The sequence below is a fragment of the Mesorhizobium sp. B2-5-13 genome (assembly GCF_006440535.1).
GTDB classification, from domain to species: Bacteria; Pseudomonadota; Alphaproteobacteria; order Rhizobiales; family Rhizobiaceae; genus Mesorhizobium; species Mesorhizobium salmacidum.
Genome location: NZ_VFUI01000020.1, coordinates 24,731 through 46,754, shown reverse-complemented (window position 1 = coordinate 46,754; position 22,024 = coordinate 24,731). Strand labels below are relative to the sequence as shown.

The 22,024-nt window shown below is 63.2% G+C and carries 19 protein-coding genes and 1 pseudogene; 10 read left to right on the top strand and 10 right to left on the bottom strand.

Annotation, left to right across the window (positions count from 1 at the left end):
- Positions 1 to 6: 6 nt before the first annotated feature.
- Positions 7 to 960 (top strand): alpha/beta hydrolase, encoded by a 954-nt coding sequence (locus tag FJ434_RS24490; RefSeq protein WP_140718102.1) that lies wholly within the window; start codon positions 7 to 9, stop codon positions 958 to 960.
- Here the strand turns inward: FJ434_RS24490 and FJ434_RS24485 are convergent, their stop codons facing one another.
- Complete coding sequence (locus FJ434_RS24485) at positions 961 to 1,860, bottom strand: LysR substrate-binding domain-containing protein (RefSeq protein ID WP_015317416.1); 900 nt, start codon at positions 1,858 to 1,860, stop codon at positions 961 to 963. It lies immediately after the preceding gene.
- Between the two features lie 217 nt (positions 1,861 to 2,077).
- On the opposite strand from FJ434_RS24485, the gene FJ434_RS24480 reads away from it, so the two are divergent.
- From FJ434_RS24480 to FJ434_RS24470, 3 genes are all read left to right on the top strand, one after another.
- Positions 2,078 to 2,263 carry a hypothetical protein gene (locus FJ434_RS24480; RefSeq protein WP_027145885.1) on the top strand — a complete coding sequence of 62 codons (186 nt, stop codon included), beginning with the start codon at positions 2,078 to 2,080 and terminating at the stop codon, positions 2,261 to 2,263.
- Positions 2,264 to 2,613: 350 nt separating this feature from the next.
- Positions 2,614 to 2,748 (top strand): hypothetical protein, encoded by a 135-nt coding sequence (locus tag FJ434_RS30525; protein WP_013894968.1) that lies wholly within the window; start codon positions 2,614 to 2,616, stop codon positions 2,746 to 2,748.
- A gap of 339 nt (positions 2,749 to 3,087) precedes the next feature.
- Positions 3,088 to 4,026 carry a GlxA family transcriptional regulator gene (locus FJ434_RS24470; RefSeq protein WP_263485819.1) on the top strand — a complete coding sequence of 313 codons (939 nt, stop codon included), beginning with the start codon at positions 3,088 to 3,090 and terminating at the stop codon, positions 4,024 to 4,026.
- 32 nt (positions 4,027 to 4,058) lie between these two features.
- On the opposite strand, the gene FJ434_RS24465 is transcribed toward FJ434_RS24470, so the two are convergent.
- The 8 genes and pseudogenes from FJ434_RS24465 to FJ434_RS24430 form a co-directional block, all read right to left on the bottom strand.
- On the bottom strand, positions 4,059 to 4,844 hold the full coding sequence (locus tag FJ434_RS24465) for an ABC transporter ATP-binding protein (RefSeq protein ID WP_140502631.1): 786 nt from the start codon (positions 4,842 to 4,844) through the stop codon (positions 4,059 to 4,061).
- Positions 4,841 to 5,614 carry an ABC transporter permease gene (locus FJ434_RS24460; protein WP_140502780.1) on the bottom strand — a complete coding sequence of 258 codons (774 nt, stop codon included), beginning with the start codon at positions 5,612 to 5,614 and terminating at the stop codon, positions 4,841 to 4,843. The genes FJ434_RS24465 and FJ434_RS24460 overlap by 4 nt, the downstream gene beginning before the upstream one ends.
- Before the next feature lie 68 nt (positions 5,615 to 5,682).
- On the bottom strand, positions 5,683 to 6,633 hold the full coding sequence (locus FJ434_RS24455; protein WP_140718098.1) for an ABC transporter substrate-binding protein: 951 nt from the start codon (positions 6,631 to 6,633) through the stop codon (positions 5,683 to 5,685).
- Positions 6,634 to 6,747: 114 nt separating this feature from the next.
- Positions 6,748 to 7,596 carry a DUF1194 domain-containing protein gene (locus FJ434_RS24450; protein WP_140751866.1) on the bottom strand — a complete coding sequence of 283 codons (849 nt, stop codon included), beginning with the start codon at positions 7,594 to 7,596 and terminating at the stop codon, positions 6,748 to 6,750.
- Between the two features lie 90 nt (positions 7,597 to 7,686).
- Positions 7,687 to 10,248 (bottom strand): FAD-dependent oxidoreductase, encoded by a 2,562-nt coding sequence (locus tag FJ434_RS24445; RefSeq protein WP_140751867.1) that lies wholly within the window; start codon positions 10,246 to 10,248, stop codon positions 7,687 to 7,689.
- 152 nt (positions 10,249 to 10,400) lie between these two features.
- Positions 10,401 to 10,558: pseudogene (locus FJ434_RS30635) on the bottom strand (FkbM family methyltransferase); the annotation flags it as partial.
- A 104-nt stretch (positions 10,559 to 10,662) separates the two neighbouring features.
- The gene (locus FJ434_RS24435) at positions 10,663 to 10,926 is read right to left on the bottom strand and encodes a hypothetical protein (RefSeq protein WP_027145877.1); all 264 of its coding nucleotides are present in this window, start codon (positions 10,924 to 10,926) and stop codon (positions 10,663 to 10,665) included.
- Positions 10,927 to 11,073: 147 nt separating this feature from the next.
- Entirely contained in the window at positions 11,074 to 13,563 is a 2,490-nt protein-coding gene (locus tag FJ434_RS24430) for a mechanosensitive ion channel family protein (protein ID WP_140751868.1), read from the bottom strand.
- A 196-nt stretch (positions 13,564 to 13,759) separates the two neighbouring features.
- Between FJ434_RS24430 and FJ434_RS24425 the strand changes: the two genes are divergently transcribed.
- The 5 genes from FJ434_RS24425 to FJ434_RS24405 all read left to right on the top strand — a co-directional run bounded on the left by FJ434_RS24425 (position 13,760) and on the right by FJ434_RS24405 (position 20,500).
- Positions 13,760 to 15,019 (top strand): sarcosine oxidase subunit beta, encoded by a 1,260-nt coding sequence (locus FJ434_RS24425; protein WP_140718090.1) that lies wholly within the window; start codon positions 13,760 to 13,762, stop codon positions 15,017 to 15,019.
- 9 nt (positions 15,020 to 15,028) lie between these two features.
- A complete protein-coding gene (locus FJ434_RS24420) occupies positions 15,029 to 15,325 on the top strand; it encodes a sarcosine oxidase subunit delta (RefSeq protein WP_140751869.1) in 297 nt (98 codons plus the stop codon).
- The gene (locus FJ434_RS24415) at positions 15,322 to 18,315 is read left to right on the top strand and encodes a sarcosine oxidase subunit alpha (RefSeq protein WP_140751870.1); all 2,994 of its coding nucleotides are present in this window, start codon (positions 15,322 to 15,324) and stop codon (positions 18,313 to 18,315) included. Before FJ434_RS24420 ends, FJ434_RS24415 begins: the two co-directional genes overlap by 4 nt.
- Positions 18,308 to 18,895, top strand: coding sequence for a sarcosine oxidase subunit gamma (locus FJ434_RS24410; protein ID WP_140751871.1), 588 nt, complete (start codon positions 18,308 to 18,310; stop codon positions 18,893 to 18,895). The genes FJ434_RS24415 and FJ434_RS24410 overlap by 8 nt, the downstream gene beginning before the upstream one ends.
- A 162-nt stretch (positions 18,896 to 19,057) precedes the next feature.
- Positions 19,058 to 20,500 carry an MFS transporter gene (locus FJ434_RS24405; protein ID WP_140751872.1) on the top strand — a complete coding sequence of 481 codons (1,443 nt, stop codon included), beginning with the start codon at positions 19,058 to 19,060 and terminating at the stop codon, positions 20,498 to 20,500.
- A gap of 21 nt (positions 20,501 to 20,521) precedes the next feature.
- Here FJ434_RS24405 and FJ434_RS24400 read toward each other — a convergent pair whose 3' ends face one another.
- The gene (locus tag FJ434_RS24400) at positions 20,522 to 21,226 is read right to left on the bottom strand and encodes a nitroreductase (protein WP_181166094.1); all 705 of its coding nucleotides are present in this window, start codon (positions 21,224 to 21,226) and stop codon (positions 20,522 to 20,524) included.
- A gap of 171 nt (positions 21,227 to 21,397) precedes the next feature.
- Between FJ434_RS24400 and FJ434_RS24395 the strand changes: the two genes are divergently transcribed.
- A complete protein-coding gene (locus FJ434_RS24395) occupies positions 21,398 to 21,994 on the top strand; it encodes an XRE family transcriptional regulator (RefSeq protein WP_181166095.1) in 597 nt (198 codons plus the stop codon).
- Positions 21,995 to 22,024 lie beyond the last annotated feature (30 nt).

Genomic DNA, 22,024 nt, shown 5'->3' with positions numbered 1-22,024 from the left:
ATCCGCATGCCAAGTTTGAAAAGTCACGTCGTGTCCTTCGTGCTCAGGCACAGCCGCAAGCAGGCCTTTTCCAGCCCGGAAAACCTGCAGCGCTGGATAGCGGCCGCGCGCAAGACCGAGGATCACCGTCCGCCGGCCTTGCTGCAGCAGCGTTACGATATCCAGACGCGCAGCGTTGACGGGTTTCCGGTCTACGAAATCGCGCCCAGGGCCGGAGAGCACAAGCAGATACTCTACCTGCATGGCGGCGCCTATGTCTTTGAGATCACGCCTTATCACTGGTATCTGATCGCCGACATGGCCGACCGGCTGGGCTACGGCATCACCGTGCCGATCTATCCAATCGCCCCCGAGCACAACTTCCACGCCATGTTCGGCATGGTCGGCGCTGTCTATCGCCGGATGCTCGAGGAGACAGAGGCGGAAGACATCATCTTCATGGGCGATTCCGCCGGCGGCAACATGGCCGTGGTGCTGACCATGATGGCCGCGGAAGCGGGCCTGCCCCTGCCCTCGCGCCATGTGCTGATTTCACCCGGCCTCGACGTCTCGCTCGCAAACCCCGAAGTATTCGAGGCGGAGCGGAACGATCCATGGTTGGGCATTGCCGGTGGGCGGGAGGCGATCCGGCTCTATAGTGCCGGTATGGATCCGACCGACTGGCGCATCAGCCCGGTCTATGGCGATCTGTCGGTGCTGCCGAAGACATTGCTCCTGACGGGCTCCCGCGATCTTCTCACGCCCGACAATCTGATCTTTGCACAAAAAGCCCGCACCGCCGGTGTCGAGGTGGAGTTGGTTTACGAGGAAGGCATGTTCCACGTCTGGCCGCTGATTGACATGCCGGAAGCGCGGCGCGCGCGCCAACACATCGTTGCTTTCCTGAGCCAGAGCCCTTCGCCGATCGCCGCCTCCGCAGAGGCGGCGGAGCAGCGCCTTCGGTCCGACTATCCCGGATGATCAGAACTTGCCGGTTTCCCTAAATACTTCGAAAGTCGCGCGGATGTGGTCGGCGACGGCCTTGACCGGCGCACTGGCGTCCGGCGCCACCACCATGGCAAGATTGTAAGTGCCGATATCGGGCATGCCGTCCTTTGGGCAGAGTTCGACCATGTCGTTGCCGAGGAACGATCGCGGCAGCGGCGCGACCGCAAGGTCTGCCATGATCGCGGCTCGCTGGCCTGCGGTATGGGCGCTCATGTAAGCGACGCGATAGTTGCGGCCCTCGCGGCCTAATGCCTCGAGCGCACCGGCCCGCCAGGCACAGCCTTCTTCCCACAATGAGACCGGCAGCGGTTCGCGTAGATGCGCGCAGCCGCCCTTGGCGCCGGCCCACACGATGGGCTCGGTCAAAAGCACCTCGGCGCCAAGCGCGCTGGTCTTATAGGAGTTCGTCAACAGCGTGATGTCGAGCGCGCGGTCGTCCATGCGCCGGCGCAGATTGCTGCTCTGGTCGATGGTGACGTCGACGGCAATCGAGGGATGCGACTGCGCGAAACGCTTCAGCACATGCGGCAGCACGCGCTCGCCATAATCATCCGGGGAGCCAAGCCGCACCACGCCCACAATATCGGGGATAATGAACTTCGACACCACCTCGCGGTTGATCGACAACAGCCGCCGGGCATAGCCGAGCAGCATTTCGCCGTCCGTGGTCAGCGTCACCGAACGTGCATCGCGCGCGAACACCGAGCGGCCGAGAATATCCTCCAGCTTCTTGATCTGCATGGAGACGGCCGACGGGGTCCGGAACACCGCATTGGCCGCGGTGGTGAAGCTGCCGGTCTCGGCAATCGCCACGAAGGTGCGCAAAACGTCGAGGTCGAGCAGCGGCAGCGGATGATTGAGTGGGGCGTTCATGACGATCGACCTTCAATTTTTCTGATACAAAACATCATTCCATTTCGTTTGATTGAACATCAGATCAGGAGCATAGTCAACTCCATCGAAGCAGCATGCTGCCAAAGCGGCCACGAAACGACTACGGCGCAGACCTGCATTCGACGTGTAATGTAGCTGAAACAGACCTGACGTAATGCATTGCCGGCGCCTCCGCGCCGCAGCAAAGGAGATCGAAATGTCTATCCTCTCATCCCTCGGCCGCATCGCGACCGAATTCAACGCGGCCCGCGCCCGCTACCAGACCGAACGCGCCATCCGTTCCCTGCCGATCGAGTTGCAGAAGGATATCGGCTGGCCGGAAGCTTCCGACACCAAGACCGGCATTCGCAATGGCGTCGGATCCTGGGCTGGAGCAAAGTAGATCGTGTGTACCCCGTGCTGAAGGCCTGCCGCGCAACCCGCCCGGCAGGCCTTCTCTATTTCATTTGTATTCAAACGAATTCAGGAGCCATGCCGCCGCTGCATGGCGCATATGAGCAAGCCGCATAGCAGCTCGATTTTCAGATTAACTCGCTGCAAATATTCATGAATCCTAGGCATATTGCTCGCAGCCTGCCAAAATTTGTCGCATCCGGTGTCGCTTTTCATATCAAGCGCTTCGCTTTTGCGATTTAGTTCCTGCTCACACAAGCCTATATCACCGTCAGCAAACGAGCTGCCCCACTCCATCAAGCGAAGGCGACCCGTCTGAGCAACCGATTGGAGATGATCATGAAGCTTTTTGCCCGCCTCTTCGCCCGCCGCGAAATGAACCTGACCACCGCTCTCGAGCGTCAGCGTCTTGCCAACACCATGCCCGGCCAGACCGGCGCCATGGCCGCGGCGCGTCTCGGCTTCGTCGCCTGATACCTCCACAGCCGCGCTCCCTGCCACGGCTTCAGAGTTGACAGCCGCCGCTTCGGCTCCGCCGAGGCGGCGTTTATCTGTTGCGCTTCCATCACCTTTTCACAACCTGACGGTGGCCTGGTTTGAGCAGCACCGCGCTGCGATTGCCCATTTGCGACCCATGTCGCAAATTTAATCTTGCCAAAGCCGCCTAGCCGATTGACAGGAATGGTTTTTCCTGATGACGCTATGCTATTCGCGACATCCTGTTCGCGTCATGGCCAGATGAGGTTCCCCGTGAACGCCGTCAAGCATCCGATCAAGCGGTCGTTTGTGTTCTTCCTTGTTCCCGATTTCACCATGATCGCTTTTGCGACCGCGCTGGACCCGTTGCGCTCCGCCAATCGGATGCTCGGCTACGAGGCCTATCGCTGGCGCCTTGCCAGCATTGACGGCAAGCCGGTGCGCGCCTCCAACGGCGTGGAGTGTGCGGTCAACACCTCGCTGGAGGAGGAACGCAAGAAGATGGCCGGGCCGGACCGCCCGAACATGGCCATCGTCTGCAGCGGCACCAATGTCGAGCGCTATCAGAACAAGTCGGCTTTTGCCTGGCTGCGCGAGGAATATAACCGCGGCGTCGCCGTCGGCGGTCTGTGCACCGGTGCGCATATCCTGGCCGCCGCCGGGCTGTTGTCGAACAAGCGCTGCGCCATCCATTGGGAAAACCTGCCGGGCTTTTCCGAGGCCTTCCCGAAGGCCAATGTCTTTGCCGACCTGTTCGAGATCGACCAGAACATCTACACCTGCGCCGGCGGCACCGCCGCGCTCGACATGATGCTGAAGCTGATCGGCGACGATTTCGACGAGAACCTCGTCAACCGCGTGTGCGAGCAGGTGCTGACCGACCGTGTGCGCAGCCCCACCGACCGCCAGCGCCTGCCGCTGCGCGCCCGCCTTGGCGTGCAGAACTCGAAAGTGCTGACCATCATCGAACTGATGGAGGCCAATTTGTCCGAGCCGCTGTCGCTGATCGAGATCGCCGACCATGTCGACCTGTCGCGCCGCCAGATCGAGCGCCTGTTCCGCACCGAGATGGGCCGCTCCCCAGCCCGCTACTATCTCGAAATCCGCCTCGACCGCGCCCGGCATCTCTTGATCCAGTCGTCGCTCCCGGTGGTCGAGGTGGCGGTCGCCTGCGGCTTCGTCTCGGCCTCGCATTTCTCGAAATGCTACCGCGAGCTCTACGCCCGCTCGCCGCAGCAGGAGCGCGTAGACCGCAAGCAGTTGCTGGCGGCTTGACGCCAAACCGCAGACGACCGAGCCGTGAACGGTTAGTGCACCTCTGCGGTCCGCATCGCCTCGACGCGGATGTCCTCGGTCAGCCGTGCCTTCAACGCCGAGAATTCCGGACTGGTCTTCAGCGTGTAGTGGCGCGGATGCGGCAGGTCGATGGCGACATCCGACTTGATGCGGCCGGGCCGCGCCGTCATCACGATAACCCGCGAGGCCATGAAGATCGCCTCCTCGATGTCGTGGGTGACGAACAGCACCGTTTTCTTGCGCCGTTCCCATATGCCGAGCAGCAATTCCTGCATCAGCCCGCGCGTCTGGTTGTCGAGGGCTCCGAACGGCTCGTCCAGCAGCAGGATTTCCGGATCGTTGGCCAGTGCCCGCGCTATCGCCGTGCGCTGCTGCATGCCGCCGGAAAGCTGCTTCGGCCAATGATTCTCGAACCCCTTCAGCCCGACGAGATCGACATAGGAGGCAACGATCCCGTCCCTCTCCTCCTCGGCCATGCCGCGTTCGCGCAGGCCGAAAGCGATGTTTTCGGCGACCGTCAGCCATGGGAAAAGCGTGTAGGACTGGAAGACCATGCCGCGGTCCGGCCCGGGTCTCGTCACCGCCTTGCCGTCGAGCAGAACGCGACCTTCGCTTGGCGCTTCCAGGCCGGCGACGATCCTCAACAGCGTCGACTTTCCGCAACCGGACGGCCCCAGTATGGTGATGAAATCATTTGCCGCGACCGCGAGATCCACCGGCATCAGCGCCCTGACCGGCTCTCCGCCGCGCACGCCGGCAAAGGTGCGCGCAACGCCCTCGATGAGAAGCTTGCTCACGCCAGGCTCCATGGAAAGAGCCAGCGGTTGAACGCCTTGAAAGCGAAATCGGACAACAGCCCGATCAGGCCGATGACGATGATGCCGAAGATGATCTGCCCGGTCGCCAGCCGCGACTGGCTGTTGATGATCATATAGCCGATGCCCGACGACGAGCCGATCAGTTCGGCAACGATGACATAGGTCCAGGCCCAGCCGAGCACCAGCCGCAGCGTCTCGGCGATCTCGGGCGCGTTGGCCGGCATGATCACCCGCCTGACGATGCCATTGTTGGTCGATCCCAGCGTATAGGCGGCCTCGACCAGATCGCGCCGTGTGGAACCGACCTTGACCGCAATGATCAGGATGACCTGGAACACCGAGCCGACGAAGATGACGAGCAGCTTTTCCAGCTCGCCAATGCCGGCCCACAGGATGAGCAGCGGAATGAAAGCCGAGGCCGGCAGGTAGCGGGCGAAGGAGACGAAGGGTTCCAGAAACGCTTCCACCGGTTTCCAGGCGCCCATGGCGATGCCGAGCGGCACGGCGACGACCGAGGCCAGCACAAAACCGCCGAAGACCCGCCAGATGGTGATCAGTATGTCGAGCCAGAAACGGTCCTCGACCAGCAGCCGCCAGCCGTCCCGCAGCATCGACAGCGGGTCGGCGAGGAAGATGCGGTTGACGTGGCCGCCAAGTGTGATCCAGGCCCAGAAGGCCACGAACAGCACGAAGAAGGAGATACCGAGCACTGTTCGCAGGCTCGGTGAGACAGGATGCAAGGGGCGCATCTTCATCCTTTGTCAGCGGGAAAGTGGCGGCGCACTGCGCCGCCGCACGGTATCCAAGGGTTGAACCGTCAATTCGCCACGGCGCTGGTGTCGGCCAGCGTGGCGACGTCGGGCGCCTCCTTGATCAGCCCCATCTGCAGCAGCAGGTCGCCGGCGGTCTTGGAAAAGTCCTGGAATTCCTTGGTGAAGAACTGCTTGTTCGCGGCCTTGTCGGCCCATTTCAGGTACTTCGCCGAATCCTCGAATTCCTTGGCCGACTGTTTCACGTCGGCGCCCATGATCTCGTAGGATTTCTGCGGATCCTTCTTGATCATGTCGAGGGCATCGAAATAGCTGTCGGCAAGCGCCTTGGCGGCGTCGGGATTGGCCTTGAGGAATTCGGGCGTGCAGCCGACCGTGTCGAGAACCATCGGATAGTCGAGCGTGGTCGCCAGGATATGACCCTGGTCGGCCTTGTCGCGCACGGCCGAGATGAAGGGCTCGTAGGTGACGGCCGCGTCATTCTGGCCGGCGAGGAAGGCTTGCGCCGCCGCGTCAGGCTCGAGATTGACGACCGTCACGTCCTTGGTCGACATGCCGTTCTTGTTCAGCACCCAGGCCAGCATGAAATAGGGCGACGTTCCCGGCGCGGAGGACGCTACATTCTTGCCCTTGAGGTCGGCGACGGTCTTGATGTCGTTGCGCACGACGATGCCGTCGGCGCCGTAAGATTTGTCGAGCTGGAAGATTTGCTTGGTGGTCACCCCGCTGGCGTTCCAGACCAGCCAGGTCTCGACCGTGGTGGCGGCGCATTGCAGGTCGCCGCTGGCGATGGCGAGCGGCCGGCTGGCCTGCGGCACCTTCTTCAAGGTCACGTCGAGGCCATGCTTCTCGAACAGCCCTGCCTGCTTGGCGAGCGTCAGCGGCGCGAATCCGGTCCAGCCGCTGATGCCGATGGTGAGTGACGTGGCGGCCATCGCCGGCGCGGTCAACCCCGCGGCAAGCGTCAATGTCGCGGCAAAGACGGTTATCCTGTTCATGTCAGTTCCCCTTTTGTTTTTCTGGAGGAAATTGTTCACAGAGGCCGATGGGCTTGTCAATCAACAGGAACGTGTTTGCGCGCAAAGCAGCCGGCAACCCGGTTTGGAATTGCTCTACCTGCTGTCGGGCATCCAGTTGCGGTTGCGCCACATTTTCTCGCCGACCTGGCAGTCGGCGGCGGGCTTGTCCTGCGCCAGCTCCACTGGCGGATAGTCCGCCTCCTCCGCCACCCAATAGGGTGACGCCGGACCGGCAAGCTCAAGCACAAGCTTGCGGCGGATGGCTTCGGGAAATTGTGTCCAGTCATTGACCGGGATCATGAAGGCACCGGCGCCGCCGATGACGCAGTCGCTGTAGTAGCGGTCGAGATCGTTCATGTCATAGACGCCGGAAAAGCCGCCCCGGGTCATCAGCGGCAGGCCGTTGATGACGATGCCTTGGCTGACCACCCCGTCGCGGACGAGATTGACCGGCGCGCCCTGGTTGTTCGGCCCGTCGCCCGAAATGTCGATGACGCGCTTGGTTCCCTGGTAGCCGCTTTCGGCGAAAAGGTCGCTGCCGAACTCCAATGCACCGGAGATCGAGGTGCGCCGTGCGCTGTTGGGCGGCTGGGCCGACAATTGCGCCACCACCCGCTCGGCGTCGGCGCGGCTTGCGATCACCGTCCACGGTACGATGACGTGTTGCCAGCCGGTGCCAGCCCATTCGACATAGGTGACGGCGATCTTGCCATAGGCGCCATCGGCGATCGCCTGCAGCACATTGTCATGCGTCAGCGCCGCCGCGTAGCCATGGCGCTGGATCTCAAGTTCCTCCGCCGACATGGACAGCGAAACGTCCACCGCAAGCACCAGCTCGACATCGACCGGCTCGTCGGCGTGGGATCTCGGCGCCAGCCAGAGCGTCAGCGCCAGTGCGGCAGTGACCGAAAGCAGATGTCTCGCGCAGAGCAAACCAGACATTGCGCAAGGTTAAGCCAGAATCGCCCACCGAAAAAGAGAAAAGCCCGGCCGTGGCCGCGCTGATCCAATAGCGAGCCCGGCCGCGGGCGATCAGCTCCGCGGCTTGAGATTCTCCGGGTCGTAAAGCGGCTTGTAGCCAACGCTGGCGACTTCGACCGGATAAGTCTCGCCGAAATACTCGACCGTGAGCTTGCGGCCCTCCTGGGCATAGGCCCAGGGCAGATAGGCGAGCGCGATGTTCTTGCCGATGGTCGGGCCATAGGCGACCGATGTTGTGAAGGAGCGGCGGCCGAATTCGTCGACCAGTGTTTCCCCGCTTTCGGGGTCCATCACCGGCATGATGCCGACGGGATAACGGACAACTCCCTTGGAGTCCGTATTCTCGGTCATCACCAGCGTGCACAGCATGGCGGGCTGGTGCGCGCGTTCGCGATACTCCACATGCTTCGCCTTGCCGCAGAAATCGTTCTCCTTGACCTTCGGCCGGGCAAGATCGGCCTCGAGCAGATTATACTCGGTCAAGAGGTCGGCGTTCTGCAGCCGCAGGCTCTTCTCCATGCGGCGCGTATTGGCGTAGGTCTCGACGCCGAATGGCATGACGCCTGTCGAGCGCAGCGCGTCCCAGACGGCCAGACCGTCCTCGTAGCGCATATGCAGTTCCCAGCCCTGCTCGCCGACATAGGAGATGCGGAACGCGGTGACGTCCTTGCCGCCGATCCTGACCGGCTTGATCGCCGCGAATGGAAAATTCTCCGGCGAAAGCCCATCCGGGTTCTCGACCACCTTTTGCAAGGTCGCCCGCGCGTTCGGCCCCCAGATGCCGATGGTGACGTACTTCTCGGTCACATCGGTGATGGTAACATCAAAACCTTTGTCCTGAGCCGTGCGGCGCATGTACTGGAAGTCGCGCGGCCCCGCGTCGGCGCCGTCGATCAGCCGGCAGCGGTCGGCCATGCGGATCACGGTGAAGTCGGCGCGCACCATGCCTTCCTCGTCGAGGAAGTGGGTGTAGATGCCCTTGCCGATGTTGTTGTCGCCGCCGATCTTGGCCGCGCACAGCCATTCCAGCAGCGCGACATGGTCGGGTCCTTCGATATCATACATGGAGAAATGCGAGAGGTTGACGATGCCGCAATCCTCGCTCATCGCCAGATGCTCGGCGTTGGAGACGCGCCAGAAATGGCGGTTGTCCCATTCGTTCTCGCGCACCGGCACCCGGTTTCCATACTTTTCAAGCAGATGCTCGTTGGCGGCGTAGCCGTGGGCGCGCTCCCAGCCGCCGAGTTCCATGAAATAGCCGCCGAGTTCCTTCTCGCGCTCCCAGAACGGCGAACGCCTGATGTTGCGGGCCTTGGAGAAGGGTTCGCGCGGATGCACCGCCGGATTGTAGACCTTCATCGCCGTCTCGGTGCAGCGATCCCAGATGAACTGTTCCTTGGTCTGGTGCGGATAGAAGCGCGCATAGTCGATCGCGTGGTGGTCGATCTCGGTCCGGCCGTCGGTCATCCAATCGGCGATCAGCTTGCCCATGCCCGGGCCGTCCTTGACCCAGATGGCGACGGCATACCAAAGCCCCCTCACCTTCTGGCTTTCGCCCATCGATGGGCCGCCATCGGCCGTCACCTGCAGCAGGCCATTGAACGAATGGCTTTCGTTATAGCCGAGTTCACCCAGGATCGGCGTCAGTTCCATGGCGCGTTCGAGCGGCGCCAGGATCTGCTCCATGTCGAGATCGCGCTGCGACGGCGACAGCCGCGCCTGGTCCTTCTCCAGCAGGTCGCGCGGGTGGCAGAGGCGCGGATTGGTCTCTTCGTAATAGCCCCATTCGATCTGGCCGCCCTCGGCGGTCTTGGGATCGCCAGTGTCACGCATATAGGCCGAGTTGCCCTGGTCGCGCAGCAGCGGCCAGCCGATCTCCTTGCCGGTGCCGGCGAACTCGGTGTACGGGCCAAAGAAGGTCAGCGGATGGTCGATCGGCATGACAGGCAGGTCCTCGCCGACCATCTCGGCGATCAGCCGGCCCCAGATGCCGGCGCAGACGATGACGTAGTCGGCCTCGATCGTGCCGCGGTCCGTCACCACGGAACTGATGCGGCCATCCTTGACGACAAGCGACTTCGCCGGCGTGTTGGCGAAGGATTTGAGCTTGCCGGACGCTTCGGCCTGGTCGACCAGCTTGCCGGCAACGGTCTGCGAGCGCGGAATGACGAGACCGGCGTCCGGATCCCACAGGCCGCCCTGCACCAGGTCCTGTTCGATCAGCGGGAATTTTTCCTTGATCTCGGCGGGCTCGATCAAACGGGCGCGCGTGCCGAAAGCCTTGGCCGAAGCGATCTTGCGCTTGATCTCGTCCATGCGGCCGTCGTCGCCCACACGGGCGACCTCAAGGCCGCCGACGCGCGCGTAGTGGCCCATCTTCTCGTAGAAATCGATGGAATAGAGCGTCGTCCAGCAGGACAGAAAATCATGGCTGGTGGTGTAACAGAAGTCCGACGCATGCGCGGTCGAGCCGATATCGGTCGGGATGCCCGACTTGTCGATGCCGACAATGTCGTCCCAGCCGCGTTCGATCAGATGATGGGCGATCGATGCGCCGACAATGCCGCCAAGGCCAATGATGACGACCTTCGCCTTTTTCGGAAACTCTGCCATTGCCCGCGACTCCAGAAATGCTGTTGCGGGCGGCGTCGGCGCCCGCTTGATCGGCGCACAATATGCAGGCGACGGGCACGGCGCTACCGCCTGTTTGCGACACGCCAAAGATGCGGCGCGACCCTTCCCAAATCAGGGAAAACAGCTACCCATCAGGCAAACGCCCACACGTCCTGGGCCAGGAAGCCAAGCTGGTAGCCCGCCGTTTTCAGCTTGACCACGACCTGGCCTATCTACAGGGCGGCGCGCCGACCTCGACCTTGATCATGCCGGGACGATAGCGCTTGAGGTCGAGCTGCTCGAACACGATGCAAACGGCTGACGCGGGGGGATTTTCAGCGTCATTGTTAGACAGCTACCGGAAATGATAAAAGGCCGAGCAAACGCCCGGCCTTTCCAATCATGCCACCGAGATTACTTGATGCGGGCGACACCGCCGGAAATCTCGACGGTTTCCGAACCGGTCAGGGCTTCGAGGTCGCCATTGGGCAAGGTGACGAAGCAACCGTTCTGGCAGAACTCGACGGTTTCGCCGCCGGCCAGCGCAAGCTCGGTCTTGCTGCCGCCCTCGGTCACGACCAGCGTGCGCGTCTCGGCGTCCTTGTTGACCGCGCTTGCGGCATGGGCGGAGCCGCTCACGGCGAGCAAAGCCACGGCGGCGACGAGAGACTTCCACATTTGCAATATCGGTGTTCCCACCGCCTCTGTTGCATTTCACAAGGCATTTTCGCCTTTGCATGGAGCTTATATGAGATGGAAGCTGAACCGCAACTGAATGCCGCATTCATGCCGCAATTGGTCTTGGCGACGTGCAACGCCTCAAATCTAATCCGGATCGGGCTTGCGTGTCTTGCGGCCTGATTTGGCCTGACGCTTCGCTTCGGCCTCGGCTTGCGCCTTAGCCTCTTGCTGTTCGGCGAAATCGGCCTCGATCTTGTCGTCATCGGTCGGCCATGCCACGTGCTTCTTGGCCTCGACGACCGCGCGAGGCGTTGAAGGGATTTCGATGTGCTGATCGTCGAATTTCTCCAGCACGGTGAAGCGGACGTCGTTCTGCACGATGTTTCCGTTCATCACATCGGCCAGGAACAGACGGATCTCGAATTCGAGCGCGGCGGGTCCGAAATTGGAAAACAGCACGAACGGCTCGGGGTTCTTCAGCACCAGCGGATGGCTGCGCGCGATCTCCAGCAGGACGGCGTGGACATGCTTGACGTCGCTGCCATAGGCGACGCCGACCTTGATGTCGATGCGGCCGAGCTTGTTGCGGTGCGTCCAGTTGCCGACGGCATTGTTGATCAGGTTCGAATTGGGCAGGATCACCGACTGCCGCTGGAAAGTCTCGATCTCGGTGGCGCGCACGCTGATCTTCTTGACCGTGCCGCTGACGTCGCCGGCCACGATCCAGTCGCCGACCTTGAACGGCCGCTCGGCCAAGAGGATCAGGCCGGAGACGAAATTGGACACCACATTCTGCAGGCCGAAGCCGATACCGAGGGAGAGAGCGCCGGCGACCAGTGCCAGGCTGGAGAGATCGATGCCGGCCGCCGAAATACCGACCAGCGCCGCAAGAGCAACGCCGGCATAGCCGACCGCCAGCCGGATCGAGTTGCGCACTCCTGTATCGACCTTGCCACGCGCCATGACCGAGCCGTCGAGCCAGCCCTGGAACCAGCGCGTCAGGAAATAGCCGATGACGAAGACGACGATGCCCGACAGGATGCCGGTGACCGAAATCGTCACCGAACCGATATTGATCCCGGTTGCGAGCTTGTACGCCCACGCTTCGATATCGCCAGGCTGGAAGCCCCACATCAAAAGGATCAGCGGCAGGAACACCAGCACGATCATCACGTTGATGGCGATGCTGACGACAAGGCCGAGCTGGTCAAGCGCGGTGTCCTCGTAGCTGGAATTGGCCGACAGCCAGCGCCCGACCGACGTGTTGGCGAAAGCGTCCTCCTCGCCGATCGCCTGCGCCGACAGGAAGCCGATATAGGCTGTTATCAGCGCCGTGCCGGTGACCACGACCTGTTGTGAGACGAACAGCGCAAGGCCGATATAACCGAGCAGCGCCGCGACGATGGTGAACAGGCCAAGGGCGAGCGATGTATAGCGCAGCCATGCCGGCCATGGTCGCCAGCTTCCGTCACGCGCCCTGAACGGCCTCAGCATCGCCATCAGCATCAGGATGACGCCGACGGTTATGGCGGCTCCGAAACTGCGGGCGATGGTCAGCGACAGCGGCGAGCCCATCTTGTCGTTGACGATCGACAGGAAATAGTTGGCGCCGATGACCACGGCCATGGCTGTCGCTAGCCGCACCAGCCAGCGCGCCGGGCCGGTTTCGACGGGAATGAGCCGCCAGTTCGGTAGGCGCGGCTCGAGCGCAGCGTTGGTCAGCCGATTGACGCAAAACACCACGCCGATGACGGCCGCCAGCGCATTCAGGAAGAGCCCGATATCGCCGCGCAAAACATTATAATAGTTGAAGAAGAAGATCGTCGAGCCGAGAAAGGCGGCAACCGCCACCGTCGGCAGCAAGGTCGACCAGAACGCCACCGAAAGACGGCTGAGATAGGACGGGTCCTCATTGCTGGAGTCGGCCTCGAACACCCGCCCGAACAGGCGCCGCCCGCCGACCAGCAGCACCAGCGCAAGGCCGAGCGCCACGAAGGTTGCCGCCAGGATGGCCTGGAACTTGAACTTGATGGCGAAGCTCAGCCAGGACGACACCGCCTTGTAGAAATTGCCGAACTCGTCGCGCGCATCGGAAAACACCTGCGGGCTCAAGGCGTCCGAGAGTACGTAGCGCTTGGTCAACAGATTCCGGAACAGCGCGCTGCGCATGTTGCCGATCTTGTCGATCAGCCCGCTGATGCGGATCGACAAGGTCTGAGCTTGTGCGATGACCGCGTTGATCTCCGCCTTTTCGGACGTCAGCGCCTGGCGCTCGCCGCTGACGACGTCGGGCTCCGCCGGTTGGCCCGCGGCAGGCGGCGGCCCTAGCTGTTCGAGCCGGCTGTTGATTTCGCCCAGGCGCGTGCGGAACGCCAGCGCGCTGGTCAGCGACTGCCGCGACAATTCCTCGAGCTGCAGGCGGATATCGACGAGGTTGCTGTCGTCCTCGCCATCCTGCTGTGTCTGCTTCTCGAAATTGTCGGCCTTGGTCGTCAGGCCCTGGATGATCTTTTGCTGGTCGGCGACCAGTCCGGCGGGCGCCTGGCCAACGCCTTGCGCCGCCGCCTCGAACGACAGCGGCGCCGCAACGACAAGCGCCAGGACCAGAATGAGGCGAAGCAATCGAAAAAACATGATGGATCGGCGACTCGCGGGCGGCAAAGGCATTCAAAAGCCTGTCCTTGATAAAGACGGCCATATCATGGGGCAAGTCACCGCGACGATCGCACTCATCAAGCGTCGGCCAGTCGAAAGGCGATGGCGCAATATTGGCTTTCTATCAGCCCCCTGCTCTATAGTCTGCCGCATCGCCGCAACGGACACCTTACACATGGCAGAGTACTCAGCCCTTTCGCTGCTCGCGAACGCGTTCAAGGGAAACAAGGACTGGAAGCCGGCCTGGCGCAAGCCGGATCCGAAGGCATCCTACGACGTCATCATCATCGGCGGCGGCGGTCACGGCCTGGCGACCGCCTACTATCTAGCCAAGGAACATGGCATCACCAATGTCGCGGTGCTGGAGAAAGGCTGGCTGGGCTCCGGCAATGTCGGCCGCAACACGACGGCCGTTCGCTCGAACTATCTCCTGCCCGCCAATACCCGCTTCTACGAACATTCGATGAAGCTGTGGGAGAACCTGTCGCACGAACTCAATTACAACGTTATGTTCTCGCAGCGCGGCTGCCTGAACCTGGCGCACACGCCGGCTCAGTTCGACGACTACGCAAGACGCGGCAACGCCATGCGCCATCTCGGCGTCGATGCGGAACTGATGACGCCAGCCGAGATCAAGCGCCTGATCCCGGCGCTCGATATCTCCAATGATGCACGCTTTCCGGTGGTTGGCGGCCTGATGCAGCGGCGCGCCGGCACCGCCCGGCACGATGCGGTCGCCTGGGGCTATGCACGCGGCGCCGACCGGCGCGGCGTCGACATCGTCGAGAATTGCGAGGTCACCGGCTTCCTGCGCGACGGCGACCGCATCACCGGCGTTACCACATCGCGCGGCGATGTCAGGGCCAAGAAGGTAGCGGTCGCGGTGGCCGGCAGCACCGGCCGCGTCATGCAACTGGCCGGCGTCGAGACAATGCCGATCGAGAGCCATGTGCTGCAGGCCTTCGTCACCGAATCGCTGAAACCCTTCATCGACACGGTCGTGACGTTCGGCATGGGCCATTTCTACATGTCGCAGTCCGACAAGGGCGGCCTTGTCTATGGCGGCGACATCGATGGCTACAACAGCTACGCCCAGCGCGGCAACCTGCCCATCGTCGACGAAGTGATGAGCGAGATGCTGGCGCTTTTCCCGGGCCTAGCGCGTGTGCGCATGCTGCGCTCCTGGGGCGGCGTCTGCGACATGTCGATGGACGGTTCGCCGATCATCACCATCGGGCCCCTGCCCGGCATGTATCTCAATTGCGGCTGGTGCTATGGCGGCTTCAAGGCGACGCCCGCTTCCGGGTGGTGCTTTGCCTGGACAATCGCCAAGGACCAGCCGCACGATTTCAACGCCCCTTTCACGCTGGACCGATTTCATCGCGGCCTGGTGATCGACGACAAGGGCCAGGGCGCGAACCCGCGGCTTCATTAGGAACATTCAGTGCTGATCACTTGCCCCTATTGCGGCCCGCGCGACGTCATCGAGTTCACCTATCAGGGTGACGGCAACCGCGAACGTCCCGACCCTGCCTCGCAGAATTTCGAGGCCTGGAACGCCTACGTCTACGACCGGCTGAACCCGGCCGGCGACCACAACGAGGTCTGGCAGCATTCCGGCGGCTGCCGGGCTCACCTGAGGGTCGTGCGCAACACGCTGACGCATGAGATTTCCAGTGTCGCCTTCGTGCGCGGCGATCACAGCTCGGCCGCGCGCCGCAAGGCGGAGGACAAGCCATGAGCCCGCGCCGCACCGTCACCGGCGGCCGCATAGACCGGTTGAAGACGATCCGCTTCACGTTCGACGGCGTTGCCTATACCGGGCATGGCGGCGACACGCTGGCGTCCGCGCTGCTGGCCAATGGCGTCACCCTTTTCGGGCGTTCTTTCAAATACCATCGCCCGCGCGGCCTGCTGAGCGCAGGCGTCGAGGAGCCCAACGCGCTGGTAACGGTGCTGAAGGGCGAGGTGCGGGAACCCAACATCCCGGCGACCATGGTCGAGATCCATGACGGGCTGATTGCCGTCAGCCAGAACCGTTTCCCCTCGCTCACCTGGGACATCCATGCCGTCAACCAGCTCGGTGGCAAGCTGCTGTCGGCCGGCTTCTACTACAAGACCTTCATGGGGCCGGTTATCGGCCCGCTGAAAGGCACGCGCTTCTGGATGTTCTGCGAGCATTTCATCCGCCGCGCCGCCGGCCTCGGCAGCGCCGGATCGGCAAAGGACCCGGCCCGCTACGAGCGCATGAACGCCTTTTGCGACGTGCTTGTGGTCGGCTCCGGCCCAGCCGGCCTGATGGCCGCCAAGGCCGCCGCGGACCAAGGCGCCCGCGTCATTTTGACCGATCTCGAGCCGCGTTTCGGCGGTTCGGCCAACTGGTCCGGCGAAACCATCGATGGCGCACCCGCGGCTGATTGGGTGCACCGCACCGTCGCTCAGCTCGAGGCGCGCGACAACGTCCGGCTTCTGCCGCGCACCACGGTCTGGGGCTACTACGACAACAACACGCTTGCCGCGCTCGAGCGGGTCAGCGACCACAAGGCACAGCCCGCCAAGGGTGAGCCGCGCCATCGCTACTGGGCGATCCGCGCGGGATCCGTCGTGCTGGCTACCGGCGCCTTCGAAAGGCCGCTGGTGTTTCCCGGCAATGACCGGCCCGGCGTGATGCTGGCGCATGCGGCGGAGCGCTACGCCAACGAATTGGGCGTGCTGCCGGGGCAGCGCGTCGTGGTGTTCACCAACAATGACAGCGCCTACCGGTCGGCGCTGGCGCTGAAGCAGGCAGGTGCGGCGATCGTTGCCATCGTCGACGTGCGCCCGCAACCGTCCGCCGAGATGAGCGCCCTGGCCGGCGAAGCCGAGGCGGAATTGCTTTCCGGTCATGCGGTGGTCGCCACGGAAGGCGGCAAGTCGTTGTCCGGCCTCAAGGTGCAGCGTTTCGACGTGGTCGCCGGTGCGCTGAGCGGCGATGCGCGCAGCGTCCATGCCGATTGCCTGCTGATGTCGGGCGGCTGGTCGCCGACCATCCATCTGGCCAGCCAGGCCGGCGCCAAGGCGGAATGGAACGCCGCCCGGCAGGCCTTCCTGCCGCCTAAGCCGACGCAAAATTGGATCGGCGCGGGCGCCTTCACCGGCAGCTTTTCGACGGTCGAGGCGATCGCCGAAGGGCGCGCCGCAGGCACTGCCGCGGCTGGCGGAACCGCCGCGGCTGTAGCATTGCCCGCTGTCGAGGCAACCCCTGGAGATCCAGATCCCGCGCCCGTGTTCGAAATCAAGGGCAGCGGCAAGAGCTTTGTCGACTTCCAGCACGACGTCACGGCGGAGGATGTCCGCCTGGCGCATCGCGAAGGCTTCGTCTCTGTCGAGCACTTGAAGCGCTACACCACGCTCGGCATGGCCACCGACCAGGGCAAGAGCTCCAACGTCCCCGGTCTTGCCATCATGGCGGAAGCGCTCGGCAAGCCAATCCCGGAAGTCGGCACGACGCGCTTCCGCCCACCTTTCGCACCGGTGTCGATCGGCTCGCTGGCAGCCGAGCGCTTCGGCGACCTCAAGCCCGAACGGCTGACGCCGATGCATGACTGGCATGTCGCCAATGGCGCGACCATGTATTCGGCCGGCCTCTGGTACCGGCCGATGATCTACGGGCTTTCAGGCGAAACCATCGAACAGGCCTACGTGCGCGAAGCCAAGGCGACGCGCGAAAGTGCGGGCATCGTCGATGTCTCGACGCTGGGCAAGATCGCCGTGCAGGGCCCCGACGCCGCCACGTTCCTCGACCGTGTCTACACCAACATGTTCTCGACCCTCGCCGTTGGCAAGGCGCGCTACGGTTTGATGCTGCGAGAGGATGGTTTCGCTTTCGACGACGGCACCACCTGGCGGCTCGGCGAACAGGATTTCCTGATGACCACCACCACGGCCAATGCCGGCAAGGTGATGCAGCATTTGGAATATTTCCTCGACGTGATCTGGCCGGAACTCAAGGTCCACGTCACCTCCGTGACCGACGAATGGGCGGGAGCCGCGATCGGCGGGCCGAAAGCGAGGCAGATTCTGGCCGCCTGTGTCACCGGCACGGCTGTCGACAATGCGACGCTGCCCTTCATGGGCATCGTGCACGGCGAGATTTCAGCTGTGCCGGTGATGATTTGCCGGCTATCCTTCTCCGGTGAAATGGCGTTCGAGGTCTATTGCGGCGCCGGCCACGGCACCCATGTCTGGGAAGCGTTGATCGAAGCCGGCAAGCCGTTCGGGCTGGTCACCTACGGGCTGGAGGCGCTGGGCACGATGCGCATCGAGAAGGGCCATGTCACCGGCGCCGAGATCGACGGCCGCACCACGGCGCGCGACCTGCATCTCGACTGGATGCTGTCGAAGAAGAAGCCCTTCATCGGCTCGGCGATGATGGACCGCGAAGGTCTCGTTGCGTCCGAGCGGCTGGAACTGGTCGGCCTGGTCGCGCTCGACAACCGGCCGCTCAATGGCGGCGCGCACATTGTCGAGGAGGTCGACGAAGCCAATCCGCACGGCTCGGTCGGGCACATCACCGCCTCCTGCTATTCGCCGGCGCTCGGCAAGCATATCGCGCTGGCGCTGGTCAAGGGCGGCAAGGCCAGGCACGGCACGCGCGCCCATGTCTCCGATCCCTTGCGCAACCGCTTCGGCCCCGTGGAGATCGTCTCCAACCACTTCTACGATCCGGAAGGGACCCGCATGCATGACTGAGCGTCAATCGCCCCTCGAGCCGGAGTTCCATGTCGGCTCGCATGGAAATTTCGAACATGGCGTCGAGATACTGCTCACCGAAACCCGGCCGGGCTCGATCGTGCAACTCGCAGCATGGCCGGGCGAAGAGAAGAAACTGATCGCGGCCATCCGCGGCGTCACCGGGCTTGCGCTGCCCGACGGCGCTGGCGGCGGCTTGAGCGACGGCGTGAAATCGGTGTTCGGCTTCGCACCGGGAAAATTCACGGTAACCGATGAGGCCGAAGGACTGGCCGCGGCCTTCGCCAAGTCGGTGACGCCGGCCATCGGCACGGTGACGGACCTGTCGCATGGCCGCACCGCCATCCGCATCGCTGGGCCGAAAGCCGAATGGGTGCTGTCGAAATTCTTCGCCATCGACTTCGCCCTGCCCGCCTTTCCGGTCGGCGCCGGCCGCTCGACAACGCATCACGATGTCTTCGCCCAGATCCAGCGCACCGGCACCGACCAGTTCGACATCTATGTCTTCCGCTCCTTCGCCCGCTCGTTCTGGAAGGCGCTCTGCCACGCCAGCGAGGAGGTCGGCTACGAGGCACAGTAAGCGGTGTGGCCTTAGAGCGGCTGCCTCTGGCCTCAATGCCGGCTGGTTCTGCCGCTAGAGAATCCCGCCGCGGGCGCCCATGATGGAAACGTGGCCCGTTCAACCGGTCCAAGGGGATGAAAATCCCATCTCAGAGTCGGCATATTTGGTTCGAACATCCCCATGACCGCTGAACTATCCGCCGGCGCCACCGATCGCGCCGATGTGTCGGCCAGAGCCTTGCTCCTGCTGCCGCTGACCGTTGCCTGCGGCGTGTTCATGACCAGCCTCGACCAGAATGTCGTGGTGACGGCGCTGCCGGGCATCAGCGAAAGCCTTGGCCGTCCGCCAAGCCAGCTCGGCCTGCTGATCACCGTCTACGTCGCCAGCCTGATCATCTCGATGCCGCTCGGCGGCTGGGCCGCCGACCGTTTCGGCCTGCGCAATGTCTATTGCTTTGCCCTGCTGGTGTTTGCCGCTTCATCGGCCCTGTGCGGGCTGTCGAACGACATCTGGATGCTGGTCGGCGCCCGCGCGCTGCAGGGCTTCGGTGGCGCTCTGATGGGCACGCTCGGCCAGGTAGTGATCCTGTCGACCTTCCCGCGCAGCCGGACCTTGAAGATCAACATGTATATCTCACTGGCCGGGCAGTCCGGGCCGCTGGTCGGTCCGCTCGTCGGCGGCGCATTGACCACCTACATCTCCTGGCGCTGGATCTTCTTCATCAACGTGCCGTTCGCGCTCGCGGCGGCTATTCTTGCCGCCTCATTGTTTCCGACAATGACCAAGCCGGTGCGCACGCGGTTCGATTTTCCAGGCTTTGTGCTGGTCGGCGGCGGCATGGTCCTGCTGGTCTTCGGCATGGACTCGCTCGCGGCGAAAGACGCCGCCGGCAGCATGATCGCCGCCGAGCTTGCGCTGGCGCTCATCATCCTGACGGCCGCCTCCTTCTACTGCCTGCGTGTGCGCAATCCCCTGCTCGATCTCAAGCTCCTGCGCATCCGCACCTTCCGCATCTCCTTCCTTACTGGCGGCGGGCTCGACACGATCGGTCTCAGCTCCGTCGTCTTCCTGCTGCCGCTGATGTTCCAGCTCGGCTTCGGCATGAGCGCGGTGCAGGCGGGATCGCTGACCTTCGTGGCGGCGGTCGGTTCGGTGGGTATGCGTGTCTTCATGCCACGCGTCCTCAACCGTTTCGGTTTTCGCCGCGTGCTGGTCTTCAACACACCCGTTGTTGCCGCCATGGTCGCGGGCTTCGCCTTGATGCAAGCAACGACTCCGGTCTGGATCACGCTCACCTACATCTTCGTCTTTGGCGTCTTTCGCTCGGTGCAATGGGCTTCGACCGGCAACCTCGCCTATTCCGACATCGCGCCCGAACAACTCGCCCGCTTCAGCGCGCTCTACTATATTCTCTGGCAGCTGGCGGTCGCGATCAGCGTCGGCCTGGCGGCTGCGATGCTGTCGTTTCTCGCCGGCGGCGGGCCGGCCGCCACCAGCGATTTCCGGATCCTGTTCGTGATCGAGGGCATCATCACGCTCTGCGCGCTATCAGCCTATCTCAAACTGACGCCGCAGGACGGCGCCCATGTCAGCGGCCACGGCGCGCACATGAATACGGAATAGCGGAGCTGCGCCGGACGAAACCTATTCGCTGAACGTCACCCATTCCTCGAGCGGCTCACGGTCGGTGCGGAAGGCGTTCTCGGGCTTGGACGTGTCTTCATAGCCGAGCGCGATGCCGCAGACGACGATCTCCTCGTCGGGAATGTCGAGCACCGGCCGGATCTGCCGGTGATAGGGCGCGAAGGCCGCTTGCGGACAGCTATGCAGCCCCCTGCCGCGCGCCGCGACCATGATGTTCTGCAGGAACATGCCGTAATCGATCCACGAACCCTGGTTGAGCCGGCGGTCGATGGTGAAGATCATGCCGACCGGCGCGTCGAAGAAGACGAAGTTGCGGTCGTGCTGGGCGCGCATCTTGTCGACTTCCCGGCGGCCGATGCCGAGCGCGCCGTAGAGGCCGAACCCGTTGGCACGGCGGCGGGTGAGATAAGGCTCGAAGAACTGGGTGGGATAATAGCGGTATTCGTCCCAGTCGGCTTTTTCCGCGCGGATGCCGGAATTCATGATGGCATCCGTGATCCGTTGCTTGGTCCCGCCCTTGGTGACATAGACCCGCCACGGCTGCATGTTGGTGCCGGAGGGAGCCCGCGCAGCAACAGTCAGTATGTCTCGGATCGTCTCGTCGTCGACCATGTCGGGCAGAAATGCGCGCACCGAACGGCGCGACATGATCGCATCGTCGACGATCTCGGCATCAACCGCGATTCGAGCCTTCTTTTCCAGCATGGGCCGTCCCTTAGCCATTATGTCGATCGGACGTCCCCACTCGCCGCTCGCGGCGGAGCCTTTGCATGAACCGTCAAAATCCTGCAAGCAAATCTTGAGCATTGGTGAAAATCTACTTGATTTTTTCATGAGCTTCATTTCTCATGAAATTCGACTGCAATTTTTCATGAAGTGAGCGATTTGGCCTCCCCTACCGCACGAACATTACAGGGAGCTGACGAACGAGTCCTGGCCGGCGATATCAGGGCCTTGCGCCGGGTGCGCGGGCTGACGCTGGCCGAGATCGCGCTGAAACTCGGCCGGTCGGTCGGCTGGGTCAGCCAGGTCGAGCGCGGCCTGTCGACGCCATCGCTCAGTGACCTCAGGGCCTTCGCCGAGTTGTTCGGCGTGCCGATCAGCCTGTTCTTCAGCCATGACGTGCCCGTGGAAAGCGAGCGCGGCGTGGTGGTGCGCGCCGGCAAGCGTCGCACGCTTGGCACCAGCGAATCCGGCCTGGTGGAGGAGCTTCTGTCACCGGACCTCGGTGGTAGCTTCGAGATGGTGCGGTCGGTCTTCGCGCCGGGCGCGGAGTTGAAGAGCGAGGCACGCCGGCCGACCGAGGAGGCCGGATACATCTCGTCCGGGCAGTTCGACATCGAAATAGCCGGGGTCTGGCACCGGCTTGGCGAAGGCGACTCCTTCCGCTTCGAAGGCAAGCCTTACCGCTGGCGCAATCCGGGTAGCGAGCCGGCGGTCGTCATCTGGGTGGTTTCGCCACCAGTCTATTGAGTGCATGTCGCCCCAAACCCGTGGAGCGGT